General features: G+C 63.3%; 13 protein-coding genes, 1 tRNA gene and 1 pseudogene. 6 read left to right on the top strand and 9 right to left on the bottom strand.

Annotated features, from left to right (window positions below; translation table 11 throughout):
• Window positions 1–137 precede the first annotated feature (137 nt).
• A complete protein-coding gene (locus tag EJ079_RS01845; protein WP_127807906.1) occupies window positions 138–1,604 on the bottom strand; it encodes an alpha-glucosidase/alpha-galactosidase in 1,467 nt (488 codons plus the stop codon).
• A gap of 247 nt (window positions 1,605–1,851) precedes the next feature.
• Here EJ079_RS01845 and EJ079_RS01850 point away from each other — a divergent pair, with 247 nt between their 5' ends.
• Window positions 1,852–2,727, top strand: coding sequence for an AraC family transcriptional regulator (locus EJ079_RS01850; RefSeq protein ID WP_127397671.1), 876 nt, complete (start codon window positions 1,852–1,854; stop codon window positions 2,725–2,727).
• 27 nt (window positions 2,728–2,754) lie between these two features.
• Here the strand turns inward: EJ079_RS01850 and EJ079_RS01855 are convergent, their stop codons facing one another.
• The 5 genes from EJ079_RS01855 to EJ079_RS01875 all read right to left on the bottom strand — a co-directional run bounded on the left by EJ079_RS01855 (window position 2,755) and on the right by EJ079_RS01875 (window position 9,091).
• Entirely contained in the window at window positions 2,755–4,782 is a 2,028-nt protein-coding gene (locus tag EJ079_RS01855) for an aldo/keto reductase (RefSeq protein ID WP_127397670.1), read from the bottom strand.
• 35 nt (window positions 4,783–4,817) lie between these two features.
• Window positions 4,818–5,912 (bottom strand): sn-glycerol-3-phosphate ABC transporter ATP-binding protein UgpC, encoded by a 1,095-nt coding sequence (gene ugpC / locus EJ079_RS01860; RefSeq protein WP_127807907.1) that lies wholly within the window; start codon window positions 5,910–5,912, stop codon window positions 4,818–4,820.
• Window positions 5,913–5,920: 8 nt separating this feature from the next.
• Window positions 5,921–6,757, bottom strand: a complete 837-nt coding sequence (locus EJ079_RS01865) for a carbohydrate ABC transporter permease (protein WP_127256867.1) — start codon at window positions 6,755–6,757, stop codon at window positions 5,921–5,923.
• Complete coding sequence (locus EJ079_RS01870; RefSeq protein ID WP_013530184.1) at window positions 6,754–7,614, bottom strand: sugar ABC transporter permease; 861 nt, start codon at window positions 7,612–7,614, stop codon at window positions 6,754–6,756. Before EJ079_RS01870 ends, EJ079_RS01865 begins: the two co-directional genes overlap by 4 nt.
• A 205-nt stretch (window positions 7,615–7,819) precedes the next feature.
• Window positions 7,820–9,091: an extracellular solute-binding protein gene (locus EJ079_RS01875; RefSeq protein WP_127396935.1), complete on the bottom strand. Its 1,272-nt coding sequence runs from the start codon at window positions 9,089–9,091 to the stop codon at window positions 7,820–7,822.
• Between the two features lie 85 nt (window positions 9,092–9,176).
• On the opposite strand from EJ079_RS01875, the gene EJ079_RS01880 reads away from it, so the two are divergent.
• From EJ079_RS01880 to EJ079_RS01895, 4 genes are all read left to right on the top strand, one after another.
• Window positions 9,177–10,070, top strand: coding sequence for a helix-turn-helix domain-containing protein (locus tag EJ079_RS01880; RefSeq protein WP_024504770.1), 894 nt, complete (start codon window positions 9,177–9,179; stop codon window positions 10,068–10,070).
• Window positions 10,071–10,389: 319 nt separating this feature from the next.
• Window positions 10,390–10,465 (top strand) — tRNA-Phe (locus tag EJ079_RS01885).
• A 155-nt stretch (window positions 10,466–10,620) separates the two neighbouring features.
• Window positions 10,621–11,058, top strand: coding sequence for a hypothetical protein (locus EJ079_RS01890; protein ID WP_127396933.1), 438 nt, complete (start codon window positions 10,621–10,623; stop codon window positions 11,056–11,058).
• 175 nt (window positions 11,059–11,233) lie between these two features.
• Complete coding sequence (locus EJ079_RS01895) at window positions 11,234–12,343, top strand: DUF4432 family protein (RefSeq protein WP_127807908.1); 1,110 nt, start codon at window positions 11,234–11,236, stop codon at window positions 12,341–12,343.
• Here the strand turns inward: EJ079_RS01895 and EJ079_RS01900 are convergent.
• The 3 genes and pseudogenes from EJ079_RS01900 to EJ079_RS01910 form a co-directional block, all read right to left on the bottom strand.
• Entirely contained in the window at window positions 12,340–13,215 is an 876-nt protein-coding gene (locus EJ079_RS01900) for an alpha/beta hydrolase-fold protein (RefSeq protein WP_127807909.1), read from the bottom strand. The two genes, EJ079_RS01895 and EJ079_RS01900, sit on opposite strands and share 4 nt — an antisense overlap.
• Window positions 13,216–13,240: 25 nt before the next feature.
• A pseudogene (fhuB, locus tag EJ079_RS01905) lies at window positions 13,241–15,291 on the bottom strand (Fe(3+)-hydroxamate ABC transporter permease FhuB).
• Complete coding sequence (locus EJ079_RS01910) at window positions 15,284–16,081, bottom strand: ABC transporter substrate-binding protein (protein ID WP_245481803.1); 798 nt, start codon at window positions 16,079–16,081, stop codon at window positions 15,284–15,286. The pseudogene fhuB and the gene EJ079_RS01910 overlap by 8 nt, the downstream one beginning before the upstream one ends.
• A 434-nt stretch (window positions 16,082–16,515) precedes the next feature.
• Between EJ079_RS01910 and EJ079_RS33705 the strand changes: the two genes are divergently transcribed.
• Window positions 16,516–17,193: a TonB-dependent receptor plug domain-containing protein gene (locus EJ079_RS33705; protein ID WP_164873708.1), complete on the top strand. Its 678-nt coding sequence runs from the start codon at window positions 16,516–16,518 to the stop codon at window positions 17,191–17,193.
• Window positions 17,194–17,195: the final 2 nt, after the last annotated feature.

Consider the following 17,195-nt stretch of genomic DNA (forward strand, 5'->3'; position numbering starts at 1 on the left):
CCGGAGCGTTTGCACCCGCTCCGCCTCTCCTCGAATTCAAACGGCTTCGTGGCAGTGGATCCGCCTCCCATGGATCCACCATCACCGCATGAATTCCAGCCGGCCCGTCTCAGCCGGCCCGTCTCAGCCGGCTCGTCTCAGCCGGCTTGCTTCAGCGCGGCTTTTTCGGCGCGTAATTCCTCGATCGAGCGAACGCTGCGCCGTGCGGCGCCCGCCCACTCGCGGGTCTTCACCTGGGATGTCGACAGCCGCTCCCTGGCCGCCGGAACCGCATGGGCATATTGCGGCAGCCAGGCCGCCTGGGCGACGACCATTTCGTCGACCATTTGCCAGACCTCTTCCGGCGTCGAAACCGCGCCGACCAGCGGGTCATGCAGCACGGCGAGCTTCAGAAGATCGATGTCGCCTGATATCGCGGTATGCACCGACATGCGCTGGACATTGATCGAGGCGATGCAGGTGGCGGCGCAGGCCTCCGGCAACGTGATGCCGGCGGCCATGTTGATGCCAAAACGGTCGACGAAGCCGGGCGACTCGATGATGGCATCCTGCGGCAGGTTGGTGATCACGCCATTGTTCTTGACGTTGAAGTGGCCGCGATAGACCCGGTTGGTCTCCAGCGCCTCCAATATGTGGCTGGCATGCTCGTTGGAGCGCTTCGCCCGGTCGATCGGCTTTGACGCCGCTTCGAGGAACTGCGGATATTCCGTCTCGAACCAGTTGCGGGTTTCGGTGGAGTAGCGGAGATAGCCGCCTGTCTCGCCGTGAATCCAGTCGGACATATCGATCCAGCGCGTGATCTCGTCGGGACGTTTGCGGTACCAGGGCAGATATTCGGAAAGATGGCCGTTGCTCTCGGTCGAATAGATGCCGAAGCGCTTCAGAACGTCGATGCGCAGCTTCTCCTGCCTGGAATAGACCGGATGCGCCTCGAAAGCGGCCACCAGTTCGTCCTTGCCGATGGGACGGCCGTTCAGGCGCAGGTCGATAAACCAGGTCTGGTGGTTGATGCCGGAACAGACATAGTCGAGTTCCTGCGTGGACTTGGCGCCCAGCACCTCGGCGATCTGTTCGGCGCCGTGCTGGACGCCGTGGCAGAGCCCGACAGTGTCGACCTTGCCGTATTCGATCGCCGCCCAGGTGTTCATCGCCATCGGGTTGGCGTAGTTCAGGAATTTGACGTTCGTCTCGGCGACCTCGCGCATGTCCTTGCAGAAATCCAGGATCACCGGGATGTTGCGCTGTCCATAGAGAATGCCGCCGGCGCAGATCGTATCGCCGACGCATTGGTCGATGCCGTATTTCAGGGGAATGCGGATATCGTCGGCATAGGCTTCGAGACCGCCGACCCTCACGCAACTGATGACGTAGCGTGCGCCTTCGAGCGCCTTGCGGCGGTCGGTCGTCGCCGTCACCCTGGTCGGCAACCTGTTTGCCTCGACGATCCTGTCGAGGATCGCCTTGATCATCTGAAGGTTGTGCTCGCTTACATCGGTGAGCGCAAATTCGATGTCCTTGAATTCGGGCACGCACAGGATGTCGGTGAACAATTTCTTGGTGAAGCCGACGCTGCCGGCACCGATGATAGCGATTTTGAAACTCACCAGCCGCACCTCATTCCATTTCGAATTGCAGGCAAGGAATGACAATGGGAAGCTGTTGCCACATGCCGTGGCATGTGTGCAGGACAAGCCGGAAACCGGCTCGCCAACCTCCCTGTCCGCTCCTCGACTGCGGATCTCTCTCGCTTTTCGACGGCGATTATGCGCTTATTCGCGAGCGCGACCAGAGAAGGATTATGCTTTCAAGGGTAATTTTGTGCTGCAGGATTTGATAAACAACGGACAGTCCATGCGCACGATCTCGCTGCCGCGCGGCCGCCAGCGCCTGCACGCCATGCCGACGAGCACGGGCTATGAAGTGCGCGAGGACGAGATCTACGACTGGGATGGGCGCAGGCGCGGCCAGACGCCGTTCACCGTGCTCCAGCACACGATCAGCGGAACCGGCCGGCTGCGCTACGAGAACCGCAATTACCGCCTGCAGAAGAACGACACATTGCTGGTGCTGGTGCCGCACAACCACCGCTACTGGCTGGCCGGGGATGAGCGCTGGGAATATTTCTGGATTTCGATGAACGGCGAGGAGGCGCTGCGCATCCACAAGTCGATCCTCAGCGTCTCGGGTCCGGTATTTCGGCTGCAGCAGGCGACGATCGATCATCTTGCCGATTGCAGCTTGCGCCTGATCAAAGGCGCCGCTTCGCCGGGTGCTGCTTCGGCGGTCGCCTATGAGGCTGCGATGGCGCTCTATGACGATGTCTTCGGCTCCCATGCCTTTGCCGAAAAACAGAGCGCCATGCAGCCGGTCATCGATCACATCAATGCCAATCTCGACAGGCCGCTGCCGGTGGCGGACCTGGTCCAGATCAGCGGCCTCAGCCGGGCCCATTTCTCACGCTGTTTCGCCGAGAGCGAAGGCTTGCCGCCGGCCGAGTTCGTGCTGCAGCAGCGTCTGCAACGCGCGGCGAAGCTGCTGACCAAGGCGGATTTTCTGCCGGTGAAGGAGGTCGCCATCCTGTGCGGCTTCGAGGACGCGAACTATTTTTCAAAAGTCTTCCGCCGCTGCTACGGCATCACGCCGAGCCAATTCCGCACCACCGGCATGTATGCCAATTTGCGGACACCGGCCAGGCGTGGCGTCAGGGCGCCTGATGACGAGACCTGACGCCGCGACGGTTAAAAAGGCAGCCAGCTAGGCAGCGCGCCGACTGCCGCCATCCAGCCATTCGAGATCGGCTTGCGACAGCGTGATGTCGAGAGCGCGCAGGCTGTCGTCCAACTCGTCCAGCGTGCGTGGCCCGATCAGCGGGATGGATGGGAATGGCTGAGCGAGCACATAGGCCAGCGCAATATGAATCGGGCTCTTGCCCAGTCTCGCGGCAAGTTCGACCGCCCGGTCGCGGCGGCCGAAATTCCGCTCGGAGTACCAGACCCGCACCAGTTCCTCATTGTCTTGCTTGTCCCGACCTGCGCGATCGGTGAAGAAGCCGCGCCCCTGACTCGACCAGGCGAAATTCGGCATCTGCCTGGATGTCAGCCAGGCCTTCCATGGATCCGTGGAGGACGTGACGCAGCCTGCCCAGATCGGCTCCAGCATTTCAGCCAGCGAGAAATTGTTGGACAGCGCGCCAGGCTTTTGCTTGCCGGTACGTTCGGCATAGGCGATCGCCTCATCCATGCGTTCCATTGTCCAGTTCGAGCCGCCGAACGGGCCGCGGATGCGGCCGGCCTTGACCTCACGATCCATCGCATCGACGAATTCGCCGACCGGCACATCGGGATTGTCGCGGTGCATGAAGTAGACATCGACGTGATCGGTCTGCAGGCGTTCGAGCGACTGGTCGAGCTGCTTGCCGATCACATCGGGATAGCACAGCGGCGAGTGCGCGCCCTTGGCGATGACCACCGATTGCGCGCGCACGTCACGGTTTTTCAACCACTCGCCAAGCAGCTTCTCGGTATAGCCGCCGCCATAGACATAGCCGGTATCGAAGAGATTGCCGCCGGCCTCGAAATAGGCATCGAGCAGGATCGAGCCTGAGGAAAAGGTACGGAAATCCTCGAAGCCGAGCGCCACCACCGATGCCGGCTTCGACAGGCCGGGAATGGTGCGCTTGGCGATCGCCGTGCCGCCGGACCGCAAAGGCCGGCCGGAGATGGTGTTGGTGCGCTGCGCGGCTTTCTCGATCGCGTATTCCAGGCCGGCTGCCGCCCGCCATTTATCCAGCACGCGCAAGGTGCCGAGGCTTTCCGCCCATGCCATGCCCGGCCAGGCGAATTCTTGGCCGCCGGCTCGGATCGCCTCACCGGCTGCGTCGACCTCGAAGGAATAGACATGGCGCTTCTCGTCGACGCTGATGGTCTGGCGCGCGCCGGTGAATGCGATGATGTCGATCCGGCCGAGGCCGACGTCGCGGTTGCCGCCGGCGAACCAGAAGTCCGGCACTTCGATACGGCCCTTTGTGCCCAGGACGCGCAGCACATTGTCCTGGTTGAGCGAAATGCTGCAGGAGACTTCGGCGACAATGCCGCCTGGGAAATGCAGCAGCGCGGACGCCCATTCGTCGACGCCGGACTGGCCCAGATGGGCGGTGCCGACCACCTTGTCCGGCTCAGCGAAAGGTTGTCCTAGCGCCGCGCCGGCAATCAGCCGAACCATCGAGACGGGATAGCCGCCAACGTCGAGAATGCCGCCGCCGGCGAGATCGTTGGCATAGAGCCGGTGCTGCGGCATGAAGCCCGGCATGGCGAAGCCGAAGCTCGATTTGATCATCCTGATGTCGCCGATGACACCGGACCTGATCAGTTCGACCAGCTTCTTGGTCTGCGGGTGCAGCCGGTACATGAAGGCTTCGCCGAGGAATGTGCCGGCCTTGCGTGCGGCGTGCATCATGGCGTCGGCTTCGAAGGCGGTCAGCGCAAGCGGCTTTTCGCACAGCACATGCTTTCCGGCCTCGGCCGCCTTGATCGCCCATTGCGCATGACCGGGATGCGGTATCGAAATGTAGATGGCATCGATGTCGGGATCGGCGAGCAGCGCGTCGTAGCCGTCGAGAATGCGGGCGCCAGGAAAACTCTCGGCGAGGCCGGGCTTGGCGGGATTTCGCGCGCCGATGGCGACCAGCTTTCCGGTGCGCGAAGCGGCCACGCCACCGGCAAAGGACTGGGCGATGCTGCCCGGGCCGAGGATGCCCCAGCGAATGGGCGTGGTTGCAGTCATTGTCATTCTCCTTGAAGGCTGGAAAGGGCCGGCGGTCAGCGCAGCCGCAGTCCTTTTTCGTCGAACAGGTAGGATTTGCGGATGGAAACGGTGATCTCTGATGTGTCGGGAACCTTCGTCGCGTCGCGCTGGATCACCACGTCGTCACCGTTGGCCGTTCTGGCGTAGAGGAAACTTGTGCCGCCCAGGTGCTCGACCACGTCGATGGCAACCACGAGGTCGGCGTCGCCCTCTCCGGCATTGCCGAAATGTTCGGGCCGAACGCCGACAATGACCTTGCTGCCGATTTTTGGGCTGCCCATTTCAGGTGCAGCGCCGGTCAGCGGTTGCGTGATGCAGGTCTTCTCCTGACCCGCCAGCTCGACCACGACACCACGCGCATCGTGCCCGACGACCCGGCCTTTGATGAAGTTCATCTTCGGCGAGCCGACAAAGCCCGCGACGAACTGATTGTCGGGGTTGTCGTAGAGATCGAGCGGCCGGCCGATCTGCTCGATATGGCCGGCGCGCATCACGACGATCCTGTCGGCGAGCGTCATCGCCTCGGTCTGGTCGTGCGTGACATAGATCATTGTCGTGCCGAGCTCCTTGTGCAGCCGGGAGATCTCGACGCGCATCTGGACGCGCAATTCGGCGTCGAGGTTGGAGAGCGGCTCGTCGAACAGGAACACCTGCGGTTCGCGCACGATGGCGCGGCCGATGGCGACGCGCTGGCGCTGTCCGCCGGAGAGTTTTTTCGGGCGCCTGTCCATCAATTCGCTGATGCGCAGGATCTCGGCCGCCCGCTTCACCCGCCGTTCGGTGTCGGCCTTTGGATTGCCGGTCATGCGCAAGCCGAAAGAGAGGTTCTGTTCGACGCTCATGTGCGGATAGAGCGCGTAGGACTGGAACACCATGGCGATGCCGCGGTCGGCCGGCTCGACATCGTTGACCACCTTGCCGCCGATGGCGATCTCGCCGCCGCTGATGTCCTCGAGCCCGGCAATCATCCTGAGCAGCGTCGATTTTCCGCAGCCGGAGGGCCCGACGAAGACGACGAACTCGCCGTCCTTGATGTCGATGCTGGCGCCATGGACGACCTCGAAGACACCGAAGCGCTTGACGACATTGTTGAGCGTGACCGTTGCCATGCTGCCCCTTACTTGACGGCGCCGGCGGCGATGCCCGCGATGAAATGGCGCTGCAGCAGCACGAAGACGACGAGCATCGGCACCGTCAGCATCACCGCGCCCGCCATGATGCCGCCCCATGACACCTTGGTGAGGCCGATCAGCGTGCCGAGCGCCACCGGCGCCGTCATCGAACCCGGCTGGCTGTTGATCAAAAGCGGCCACAGATAATTGTTCCAGGAGGCGAGGAACAGGATGATGGCGAGTGCGGCCAGCATCGGCCGCGCCAAAGGCAGCGCGACGAAGAGGAAGATGCGCCATTCCTTGACGCCCTCGACGCGCGCCGCATCGAAGAGGTCGTCCGGCATCATCGAAAAACTCTGCCGCATGAACAGCACGCCGAGCGAATTGAACAGCGGCGGCACGATCAGCGCCACCCAGGTGTTGGCGAGCTTGAAGTCGCGCGCCACCATGATGAATTGCGGGATCAGCACGACCGCATAGGGCAGCGTGATGGTGCCGAGGATGATGGCGACAACCACGCCCTTGCCGAAGAACTGGTAGCGGGCCAGCGCCCAGCCGGCCATCGACGTCAGCAGCACCGACAGGATGGTGTAGGTCACCGCCACCGAGACCGAAATGCCGATGGCGCCGACGAAGTTCGTGTCACGCTGCAGATTGTTGAAATTGTCGATGAAATTGCCGTGCGGCAAAAGCTCGATGCCGGGGCTGAAGATGCCGTTGTCCGGCATGGTCGAGAACACCACCATCATCCACAGCGGAAACAGCCAGATCAGCGCCAGCGGCGTCAGGAACAGATGCAGAGCGATGCTGCGTCCCAGTCTGGCGGAGGAGCGCGAACTCATTTCGGTTCCCTCGTCAGCCACAGCTGCGCCAGCGTGATGGCGATCGCCAGCCCGGCCATGGTGTAGGCGACGGCCGACGCATAGCCGAAATTGAGCGACCGAAAACCCTGGCGATAGAGCAGCAGGCCAAGCGTCTCCGTACCGCCGCCAGGTCCGCCGCGTTCGGTGATCAGGAACGGCTCGGTGAACAGCTGCATGGTGCCGATGATCGACAGCACGAGGCAGAATACGATGACCGGCTTCAAGAGCGGCAGGGTGATGTAGAAGAACTGCTTGAGCTTGCTGACGCGGTCGAGCGTCGCCGCCTCGTAGACATCTTCGGGAATGGACTGCATGCCGGCGAGCAGAATGATGGCGTTGTAGCCGGCCCAGCGCCAGGTCACCGCGATCATGATCAGCGCCATCGCCGGCGTGACGTTGGAAAACCAGTCGATCTTGGGCAGGCCGACGCTGTTCAAAAGCTTGTTGATGATGCCGAAATCGAGGTTGAACATCAGCCGGAACACCGCCGAATAGGCGACCTCGCCGACCACCACCGGGGCGAAGAAGGCAAAGCGGTAGAGGCCGCGCGCCTTCAAGAGCGGCGAGTTCAACAGCACCGCCATGACAAGCGCCAGCGAGATCATCACCGGCACCTGGATGACAAGGATGAGCAGCGTGTTCTTCAGGGCGTTGAAGAAGGCCGGATCGCCGATCAACCGGCCCCAGTTGAAGCTCGGCGCGAACCGCCACGGCACGGTACGCGTCGCCTGGAAGGAGATCATGAAGGAGCTGATGATCGGCCACACCCAGAAGATCGCGAAGATCAGCAGATAGGGCGTGAGGAAGCGATAGGCCGTGGCGTTGCGGTTGCGCATCCTCATCCTCCTTCTATCGATTGTTGTTTCACGCCATCGCCTGGGTCTTCCCTTCTCCCTTGTGGGAGAAGGTGTCGCCGAAGGCGACGGATGAGGCGTGTTCCAGGGAATGCCAACGTCTCACTCCGCTGGAGCACCCCTCATCCGTCTCGGCGCTATCGTGCCGATCCACCTTCTCCCACAAGGGGAGAAGGAGAAGCGGTGGTTATGATTTGACGGGCAGTCCGGTCGCCGCCGCGATCTGGCTTGCGGCATCGTCGAGTGCCGTCTTGGCGTCGGGATAGCCGCCGGCCAGATACTTGGTCTGCACGGCGCGGACGATGATTTCGGCGTCGCTCTGGAACTGCGTGCCGCGGCTCGGAACAACCTTCGGCAAGGTGCCGAGAATATCCTTCCACACCGCCTGGCCGCCCCAATAGGGCAGACCTTCCGAGACGTAGGGGTCATTGAGCGCCGAGATCAGGGACGGCACCAGGCCGAACTCCTTCAGCATCGTGATCTGGCCTTCATTGGTTCCGAGCGTGTATTTCAGATAGGCGTAGGCTGCCTCCTTGTTCTTCGACGCCGAGGTGATAGCCAGCGAGGAACCGCCGAGATTGGCGGCGCGCGGCCCGTCGGCGGTGAGGCTCGGCATCAGATAGACGCCCCATTTGCCGTTTTCACCGGCAGATTCGGTGCGAATGGTGCCCTCATACCAGCCGCCATAGATCTGGGTGGCGACGGTGCCGGCGGTGTTGTTGGTGATCTTGGTGCCCCAGTCGGCCGACGAGATGATGCCGGCGTCCTTCATCTCCTTGACCTTGGTCATGGCATCGACGCATTTGGGCTGGTTGACCGTGATCGATTGTCCGTCCTCGGAGAAATAGGCGCAGCCCTGTTCGTTGGAGATCATGCGGAAGAATTCCGAGTCACCGTTGAAATCGGCATTGGTCATCGAGACGCCAGGATTGGCGGACTGGATCTTCTTGCCCGCGGCGATGAAATCGTCCCAGGTCTTGATCGAAGCCGGATCGACGCCGGCCTTTTCGTAGAAATCGCGGCGATAGAACGCGGCAACCGGGCCGGAATCCCACGGCATCGCGTAGGCCTTGTCGCCCACTTCCAGCTCGGTGCGCTTGAAATCGGGGAACTTTTTCTGGTCGTCGGCTGTGTAGCCGAGCGTATGCAGGTCGACGAAGCAGTCGGGGAACTGGCTCCAGTAATTCTCGGCCTCACCGTTCTCGACGGTGACGATGTCGGGCAGCCCGACGCCGCCGGCGGCGCAGCCGGCGATCGACTTGTCATAGGTCGGCTGGTTGCCGAGATCCTGGACGGTGACCTTGACCTCGGGAAATTGCTTGTTGAAGCCGGCAATGGTCGCCTTCAGCGATGAAGCCGCGACATTCCAGCTCCAGATGGTGATTTCGCCGGATTGCGCGAAGGCCGGGGCTGAGCCCAGGGCAAGCGCGAGCGCGGCGCAGGTCATTGTGATGCGCATTGAAATCCTCCCATTTCATTTGCTCTCTCACTGTGAGCGTGGCTAGACTATGCAGTGGGCAAGGCCTGTCGCCGTCAAAAGGAATATGAAATTGGCGGAAAGTAAGATGCCTGAACGGCCGTTCTACCAGCCTGGGGCCAGCAGCGTGGAAGGCCTGCCGCTGCTCCTGCAGATGTTTCACACCAATCCGTTGGTGATGCTCAAGCCGCACTGGCACGCCCAGGTCGAGGTTAATTTCATCGTGCGCGGCAGCGTGCATTACCGCATGAACGACCACGAGATTTCGCTTTCGGCCGGCGAGATGTGCCTGTTCTGGGGTGGCCTGCCGCACCAGATGGACGATTTGTCCGACGACGCCATCTATGCCGGGGCGCATCTGCCGCTGGTGCATTTCTTCCGGCTGCACCTGCCCACGGATATAAGGCACCGGCTGATGACCGGCGCGACACTGGTGACATCAGCCACCGACCAGTCCGACAACCATAATTTCGAGCGCTGGAACCGCTACGCCCGGTCCGGCGACCAGGCCAAGGCCGAACATGCCGTCAACGAATTGCTGCTGCGGCTGGAGCGGGTGCGGTTCGAGCCCTACCGGCTGGTATCCGCAACTCCGACCGACCAGGAAACAGGCAGCCCCTTCGACCAGCAATCGTCGCGCAATGTCGGTCGCATGTGCGATTTCATCGCCGAAAACTTCCTCTACGACATCGATTGCGTGAACATCGCGGCGGCCGCCGACATCCATCCCAAATATGCCATGAGCCTGTTCAAGAAATCCACCGGCATGACGCTCAACGAGTATGTGAACCTGTTGCGGCTGAGCTATGCGCAGGCGCTTTTGATGCATCAGGACGCCAATGTGCTGCGCGTCGCCATGGATTCGGGCTTCGGCTCGCTCAGCGCCTTCAACAAGTCGTTCCGCAAGCTCGCCGGCATGTCGCCCTCCGATTTTCGTAGAGGCGTGACCGGCGCCAGATAGGTAGCGGCGACCAATGCGGGTCTGAGCCGCGAAGCATTGTGCGCCTCGATCGCCGGCTAAAGGCAGTGCCACGGCATGTCAGCCGGCAACAGCGGCACGGACAGGGATGGCGAAGGCCGGATCGTGCCATGCCGTGCCCGATTCCGGCCCGCAAGCGGCATGGAAACCGGGGCACCGCACGGCGTCGCTTTTCCTGCCTGAAATCGCCCACTAGGCGCTGGACAGGCCGAATTCCCGTGCTATAACCCACGCGCTTTCAAGGGGCGCCCCACGGCGCCTCGATGAATTCCGGTCTGCGAGTTTTCGTTTGCCGGAACAGGCCCAGATAGCTCAGTTGGTAGAGCAGCGGACTGAAAATCCGCGTGTCGGTGGTTCGAATCCGCCTCTGGGCACCATTTTCCCAAGGTCCGTTCTGGACACACCCCATCGCGTCGCCGCCTGCATCGCCAAGTGGAATCACTTTGCGCACATTAGCCCGCAGACGGATTTAATTTGCTTGGCCACCCCTCAACCCTAGGGCAAACTGCCTGCCGGGGCTGCAGGAGGTGAAATGAGAGCACGCGCAGCAACGCTTGGGGATCTGGAGGATGTCTTTCGCGGTCTGTCCAAGCGGATGTCGGACGAATACGCGGCGGCCGGCAAGGACAGCAAGATCGCCTACGACAATCTGATGATGAATTTGAAGGAGGGCCGCGCGCACGCGCTTGTCGAGGGCGACAAGGCCGTGGCAATTATCGCCTGGCATGAGAACAGCGACGCCGCCGACACGCTGTTCGCCGCACGGGAAGACTTCTTCCGTGCCGCGACCGTTCGCTTCTGCAAGCGGCATATCAAGCACATCCAGGCGCTCGCCGGCAACCTCGCCATCCACTCGCGCAGCTGGCTCCAGGGGCCGGATGTCGCAAGATGGTTCGGCGTTATCGGCTATGTCGAGCGCGGCCGGGAGAACGGCGCCACTTTGTTCGAGCTGCCGCCGGCTCGCGGATAGGCAATCGCGGGATATTGCCTGGCAAGCTTGCAGTTTCGAGCGCTCTCCCAGGAGGGCGCGAAGAGACTCTGCCACCAGCCGTCCTGGCAGAAGCTGTGAAACGTGCTGCCGTTGATTTCCAGATGTTTCCTGCGACTATCGGCACGCACGCTTGCGGTGGATAGAGGTCGAAACAATGCATCTGGACTACTCCGATCACGTCTTCGTCGATCTCGTGCCCGAGCAGTTCGGCCCGTCGGAAACCATCGTCGCGCGTTATCGCGGGCTTGTCGCCACCGCCTTTCGCTACCGATCCGGCGTTGCCGGGCTTCGGATCAGCAACGCGAAGGGCGAAATCGTCATGCTGCCGTTCCAAGGACAGCAGATCTGGGACGCGACCTTCCTCGGCCGCTCCCTGACCATGCGCTCGATGTTCGATGAGCCGGTCGCGACCCGCGACTATCTTTCCAACTACGGCGCGTTCTTCATCCACTGCGGCGCCACCGCAATGGGAAATCCGGGGCCGGATGACCGCCACCCGCTTCACGGCGACCTGCCAAATGCGCCTTATCAGGATGTGCAACTGATCGCCGGCGGCAATTCCGAAGGGCCTTTCATGGCGCTGACGGGGCGCTGCCGACAGACCCTCGCTTTCAGCCATGACTATGTGATGGAGCCCACCGTACGGCTGCAACTCGACGCCAGCAGCCTCGCCGTCGACATCGTGATCGAGAACCTGAAACGCTCGGCCATTGAGTTGATGTACCTGGCGCACATCAATTTCAAGCCGGCCGATGGCGGGCGCCTGGTCGACACCGTAGCGGATGATTCCGCGGACATTGTCGTGCGCCAGACGCTGCCGCCCTTTTTCACACCGAGCGAAAGCTATCTTGCCTACCGCGATGCCGTTGTCGCCGATCCTTCGCGGCATCGCCTGCTGACCAAGGGCGAGCCGATCGACCCAGAACTCGTGCTGACGATGAGGGCTAAGGCGGACCCCCAGGGCTGGGCGCACGCCTTGCAGGTCCATCCGGACCGTACGGCGGATTTCGTCAGCTTTCGCCCCGACGAGCTCAATTATGCCGTCCGCTGGATCACGCGCGGCGCCGACCAGGACGCGCTTGGCCTCGTGCTGCCGGCCACCGCCGAACCAGACGGCTATCTTGCGGCCAAGGAAAGAGGCCGCCTGGTTCGCGTCGCACCCGGGGAAAAATTCCGCTGTGCCCTGCGTTTTGGCGCTATGGACGCGGACGCAGCCACACAACGAGAACAAGCCATTGCAGCGTTGAGAGGTGAAGGCCGTTAGTCGCAAGCCCTCACCGCAAACGCTGCCTGAACCGCGCGATTGACCGTGACCGGCAGGATCGACATGTGGTTTTCGCCAGCGTGCAGCTCGAAGCGCGCACGCACGCCCGGGAGAGCATCAAGCCGCTGCGCCATTGCCCGCGCGAATTCGTCGGTGCGTGTTATCTTCTTCTGCTGCAGGCGCTTTTCCTCGTCCTCGGCGCCAATCTGGAACGGCGCCAGCTTCTCGGTCTCGTACTCGCCGGCCGACAGGATCACGGTCGCCGCCAAACCAGCGGGGATGGCGGCCTCGAAGGTTTCGAGAAAGCGGTCGATGGCACGCTCTTCCCAATAGATGGCGGGGCTCGCCGCGATCCAGGTCTGGAAGGCAGACGGCCGCGTGAACAGGGCATAGAGCGCAAACAGACCACCGAAAGAATGGCCGTAAAGCGCCTGGCGGCTAGCGTCGACCGTGATCCGACTGGCGACCCACGGCTTCAACTCGTCCTCGATGAAGGCAAGGAACTCCCCTGCCCCACCGGTCCGGACTTCGGGCGTGCCCTCATAGAAGGGCGGATAGGTCTTGCCCGGCGGCGGGCCGCGATCCCATGAGCGGCGCAGCGGGTCATAGGCGCCCTCGACGGGATAGCCGATGGCGACGATGACGCCCCAGCCGACATTGCTGCCCGTTGGATAGAAGGCCTGCGCGCGCATGGCGTCGACCGCCGTGCCGATGACGGCGTTGCCGTCGGTCATGTAGAGCACAGGCCAGCCGGCTTCTGGCACCGGCCCGGACGGCATATGCAGGAATATCCGCCAGGGGGCGCCGCCCTGCGCCGGGACAAGATCGTGGACCGTGGTGTCGGCGATCAGAGCTGGCGTCGACTTGGACATCGATATCTCCACAAGGGCAAAACGGTCAGCGGCGGCGCAGCAGCCACATCAGCACCGGGCCGCCGATGAGCGTCGCGACGAGACCGGCCGGGACCTGGCGCGGGAAGATGGCGGTGCGGCCCAGCCAGTCGGCGGCGACCATGATCAGCGCGCCGGCGAGCACCGCGCCCACGGCCTGCGGCAGCGCACGGGAGAGGCCAAGGCGACGGGCAAGGTGCGGCGCCATCAGGCCGATGAAGGTCAGCGGACCGACGATCAGGGTCGAGGCTGCGGTGAGTGCCGCGACCACCAGCAGCACGAGAAGCCGCGTCCTCTTCAGGTCAATGCCAAGGCCCTGCACAGCGGCGGGGCCAAGCGGCAGGATGTCGAGCCAACGCATGAAGAAAGGCGCGAGCGCGAAGAGGCAGACGGCGATGCCACCGGTGAGCATAGCATCACCGACATCGACGCCATAGGTCGAACCGGTCAGCCAGTTGAGCAGCAGCATGGCACGCGGATCGCCGGTGGCGGTGAGCACCAGGATCAGCGCGTCGAACAAGGCCGTCAGAGCAACGCCGGCGAGCAGCAGCCGCTCCGGCGCATAGGCGGCACGACGGCCGATCGCCAGCGTCACCAGCAAAGCGGCGAAGGCGCCGATGGTTGCCGCCGCCGTCTGAACCGGGCGCCCGGCATCGGAGAGCGCAAACAGCGCCACCATCATGCCGAGCGCAGCACCGGCGCTGATGCCAAGCACTTCCGGGCTGGCCATCGGATTGCCGGTCAGCCGCTGCATCATCAGCCCGGCAAGCGCCAGCATCGCTCCGGCACTCAGCGCGGCAAGCACGCGAGGCCACCGCCACGCCAGCAAAGGCTGCAATTCGTCACCGAAAGCGAAGGTCCAGCCATGCGGACCCGGTCCATAGAGCAGGGCCAGCCCGAGCAGCAGAAGCAGAGCCAGGCCGATCGCCGCCAGCATAAGGCCGGGCCGGCTTGCGCGCGGCAGACGCGCGGCCATCAAGGTCGGGGCTTCCGAGCCAAGAGCAAGGCGCGGCAGCAGCCAGAGAAGCAGCGGCGCGCCGAGAAGTGCTGTAATCGCTCCGGTCGGCAGCAGGTCGCCTTGCGGCCCGGTGGCGATCTGCACGACCTGGTCGGCAGCCCACAACAGCGCCCCGCCGATCAGCGGCGCCATCACCAGTTGCTGGCCCAGCCGCCGGGCACCGCCGATGCGCGCGAGCGTCGCCGCGGCCAGGCCGACGAAACCGATGACGCCGACAGCGGCAACGACAAAGGCAATCAGCGCCACTGCGGCGGCCAGTCCGGCGAAGCGATAGGCGCCGAGCGGCACGCCAAGGCTGCGCGCGCCTTCATCGTCGAGGCCAAGCAGGGTCAGTGGCCGCACCATGAAGAAGATCGCAAGCGCAGCAGTGCCGATGCGTGGCAAAAGCCACAGCGTCGTCGACCAGTCCTGCTGGCCGAGCGAACCGGCGCCCCAGATGAACAGGCTGGCCAGCCATTCATGCCGCAGCACAATGAGAGCGGCACCGATGGCGCCGGCATAGAGGCTGACCACAAGCCCCGCCAGCACGACCGAAAGCGGCGACAGGCCCTTGTGCCAGGACAGAGCGAAGACGGCGGCAAGGGCCATGAATGCGCCAGCCAGCGCCACCCATTCGCGGCCGAAGGCAAGCAGGGAAGGCGACAGAAGCGTCGCCAGCGCCAGCGCCAGATAGGCGCCGGCCGAGACACCGACCGTTTCGGGCGAGGCGAGCGGGTTGCGCAGAACCTGCTGCAGGACGGTTCCGGCAAGCCCGAGCGCCGCGCCGCACAGAAGGCTGACGGCAAGCCTGGGCAGGAAGGCGTAGTGGACGAGCACCTGCCGCATGTCATCGATGTCGGGGGCGGCGAGCGATTGGAGCCAGAGCGTCGATGGCAGCTGCACGGTGAGGTTCGAGACGGTTGCCGCTGACGCTGCCGCGAGCAGCACCGCGCAAAGCAGGATCGCGCCTACCGGCTGATTCCTGAAAAGCTCCACGCGGAGGCCCGGCCGGCCGACGCATGCTCCCCCCCTTGGGCAATGGCCGCAGCATCCTCAGCCACGGGCGGCCTCCCCGGTTATCGCCGACGCCAGGACCCGAGCAAAACGGGTGGCGGACGGAAGGGCGCCGAACATATGGACGGCGGGAAGACGCATGATCGAGCGGTTGCGCACGAAAGGCATGGCGTTCCAGACCGGACTTTCGGTCAGCGTGCCGCCCGCGCCCTCGGGCAAGGGTTCGAGATAGGCGAGGCGAGCGTCGCTGGATGTCGCCAGCCCGTCGATACCAATGGTCGAAAACCCCCTGTAATTGGTCTCGGCCGTCCAGGAGTTGGCGAGCCCGATGCGATCGAACACCTCCTGAAACAGACTCTTCTTGCCGTAGACGCGCACATTGCGCGGGTCCATGAAGCTGACGACATAGATCGGCCGCGCCGAAAGCGGCGCCAGCTGCCGGCGAACTTCCGAAAAATACGCATCTGTCGCCGCGATCAGCGCCTCGCCTTCGCTTTCCTTGCCGACAAGCCTGGCAAGCTGGCGCGTCGCCTCGAGCGCGCGCTGATAGGGCTGCCCGGCCTCGGTATAGAGCCCGATCGTCGTCACCGGCGCCACGCGTTCGAGCAGCGGCTTGATGCCGTCGAGATACGGCATGGACAGGATGATGTCGGGCCTGAGTTGCTGCAGCAATTCGAGATTGGGTTCGAGCAGCGTTCCGACATCGGCGATCTCAGGCGGCAGCGGCGGTTCGACCACCCAGGTCTCCCAGATGTCGCGACCGGCAATGGCAACCGGGCTGACACCGAGCATGAGCAAGGTCTCCGCCAGGCCGTCATCCAGGCAGACGATGCGCAACGGTTTCGCCGTGGCAGATGGCGATGCAATTGCGGCAAAGGGCAAAACGAAAAGTCCCAGCGCGCCGCGCCGGGTGATCCGACCTCGGAGACGGTCAGCCCTGTGGGATTCAAGGGCTGCCATCATCGCGCAGCGCCTGTGCGGAAAGCCGGCTGGGCGTGGATTTCAGGCACGGGTTTTCTCCAAAACGACGCATTCAAAAATCTGGCTGCCGGCAGCCGATGGTCGGTTGACTATGAAACATGTAGTCAACATTGAAGATGACTAACCGAGTCAACAAATTTAAATTGGCGCAAGGCGAAACGGTCCTGCGCGCATTGCGGGCAGTGAGGGTATCAAGATGCGGTTGAGTGCATATCGTGCGGCGCGGCGGCGAAGCCGGACCCGGGGCCTCGTGGTCGCATCGCTTTCGACCCTGCTTTGCACCCAGGCCCTTGCGCAGGAAGCCGCGACCGAGCTCAACCGATCAATGTCGAGGGACAGAGCGACAGCCCGGTCGACCGGATGACGGCTGCATCGCCAAAAACACCACCACCGGCTCGAAAACCGACACGCCGCTGAAGGAAATTCCGCGCTCGATTTCGGTGGTGATCCGCAAGCAGCTCGACGATCGCCAGCCGGGGCAGCTTGAGGACGCCTTGTCCTATCTCGCCGGCGTCACCATCTCGCCATGGGGCGTCGACGATCGCTTCGACCAATGCCTGATTCGTGGGTTCGACCTCTGCACGTCGGCGATCTATCGCGACGGGCTGCCGCAGAAAGTGATCGATTTCTCAGGCTTCAAGATCGAGCCCTACGGGCTGGAGCGAATCGAAGTCTTGAAGGGGCCATCCTCGGTGCTCTACGGCGAGAACGAGGCTGGCGGCATGGTCAATGCCGTCACCAAGCGGCCGACTGACAAGCCGATCTATGACGGCTTCCTCAGCTATGGCAGCTTCAACACCGTCGAGGCCGGGCTGGATATAGGCGGCCCGATCGACGATGCCGGCGTGTGGTCCTACCGGCTGACCGGCCTGGTTCGCAACGGCGCGCTCGAAACCGACTATTCCCGCAACGACCGCATCTTCGTCGCGCCGGCGCCAAGTGGCAGCCGGATGCGCAGACCTCGCTGACC

The sequence above is a fragment of the Mesorhizobium sp. M7A.F.Ce.TU.012.03.2.1 genome (genome assembly GCF_004006095.1).
In the GTDB taxonomy this organism is placed as follows: Bacteria; Pseudomonadota; Alphaproteobacteria; order Rhizobiales; family Rhizobiaceae; genus Mesorhizobium.

What these genes read in the sequence shown, in the direction of transcription:
- EJ079_RS01880 (WP_024504770.1), top strand. Translation starts at nt 9,177, where the DNA reads ATGAAATTGGCGGAAAGTAAGATGCCTGAACGGCCGTTCTACCAGCCT.
- ugpC (WP_127807907.1), bottom strand. Translation starts at nt 5,912, where the DNA reads ATGGCAACGGTCACGCTCAACAATGTCGTCAAGCGCTTCGGTGTCTTC.
- EJ079_RS01855 (WP_127397670.1), bottom strand. Translation starts at nt 4,782, where the DNA reads ATGACTGCAACCACGCCCATTCGCTGGGGCATCCTCGGCCCGGGCAGC.
- EJ079_RS01875 (WP_127396935.1), bottom strand. Translation starts at nt 9,091, where the DNA reads ATGCGCATCACAATGACCTGCGCCGCGCTCGCGCTTGCCCTGGGCTCA.
- EJ079_RS01850 (WP_127397671.1), top strand. Translation starts at nt 1,852, where the DNA reads ATGCGCACGATCTCGCTGCCGCGCGGCCGCCAGCGCCTGCACGCCATG.
- EJ079_RS01870 (WP_013530184.1), bottom strand. Translation starts at nt 7,614, where the DNA reads ATGCGCAACCGCAACGCCACGGCCTATCGCTTCCTCACGCCCTATCTG.
- EJ079_RS01890 (WP_127396933.1), top strand. Translation starts at nt 10,621, where the DNA reads ATGAGAGCACGCGCAGCAACGCTTGGGGATCTGGAGGATGTCTTTCGC.
- EJ079_RS01900 (WP_127807909.1), bottom strand. Translation starts at nt 13,215, where the DNA reads ATGTCCAAGTCGACGCCAGCTCTGATCGCCGACACCACGGTCCACGAT.
- EJ079_RS01865 (WP_127256867.1), bottom strand. Translation starts at nt 6,757, where the DNA reads ATGAGTTCGCGCTCCTCCGCCAGACTGGGACGCAGCATCGCTCTGCAT.
- EJ079_RS01895 (WP_127807908.1), top strand. Translation starts at nt 11,234, where the DNA reads ATGCATCTGGACTACTCCGATCACGTCTTCGTCGATCTCGTGCCCGAG.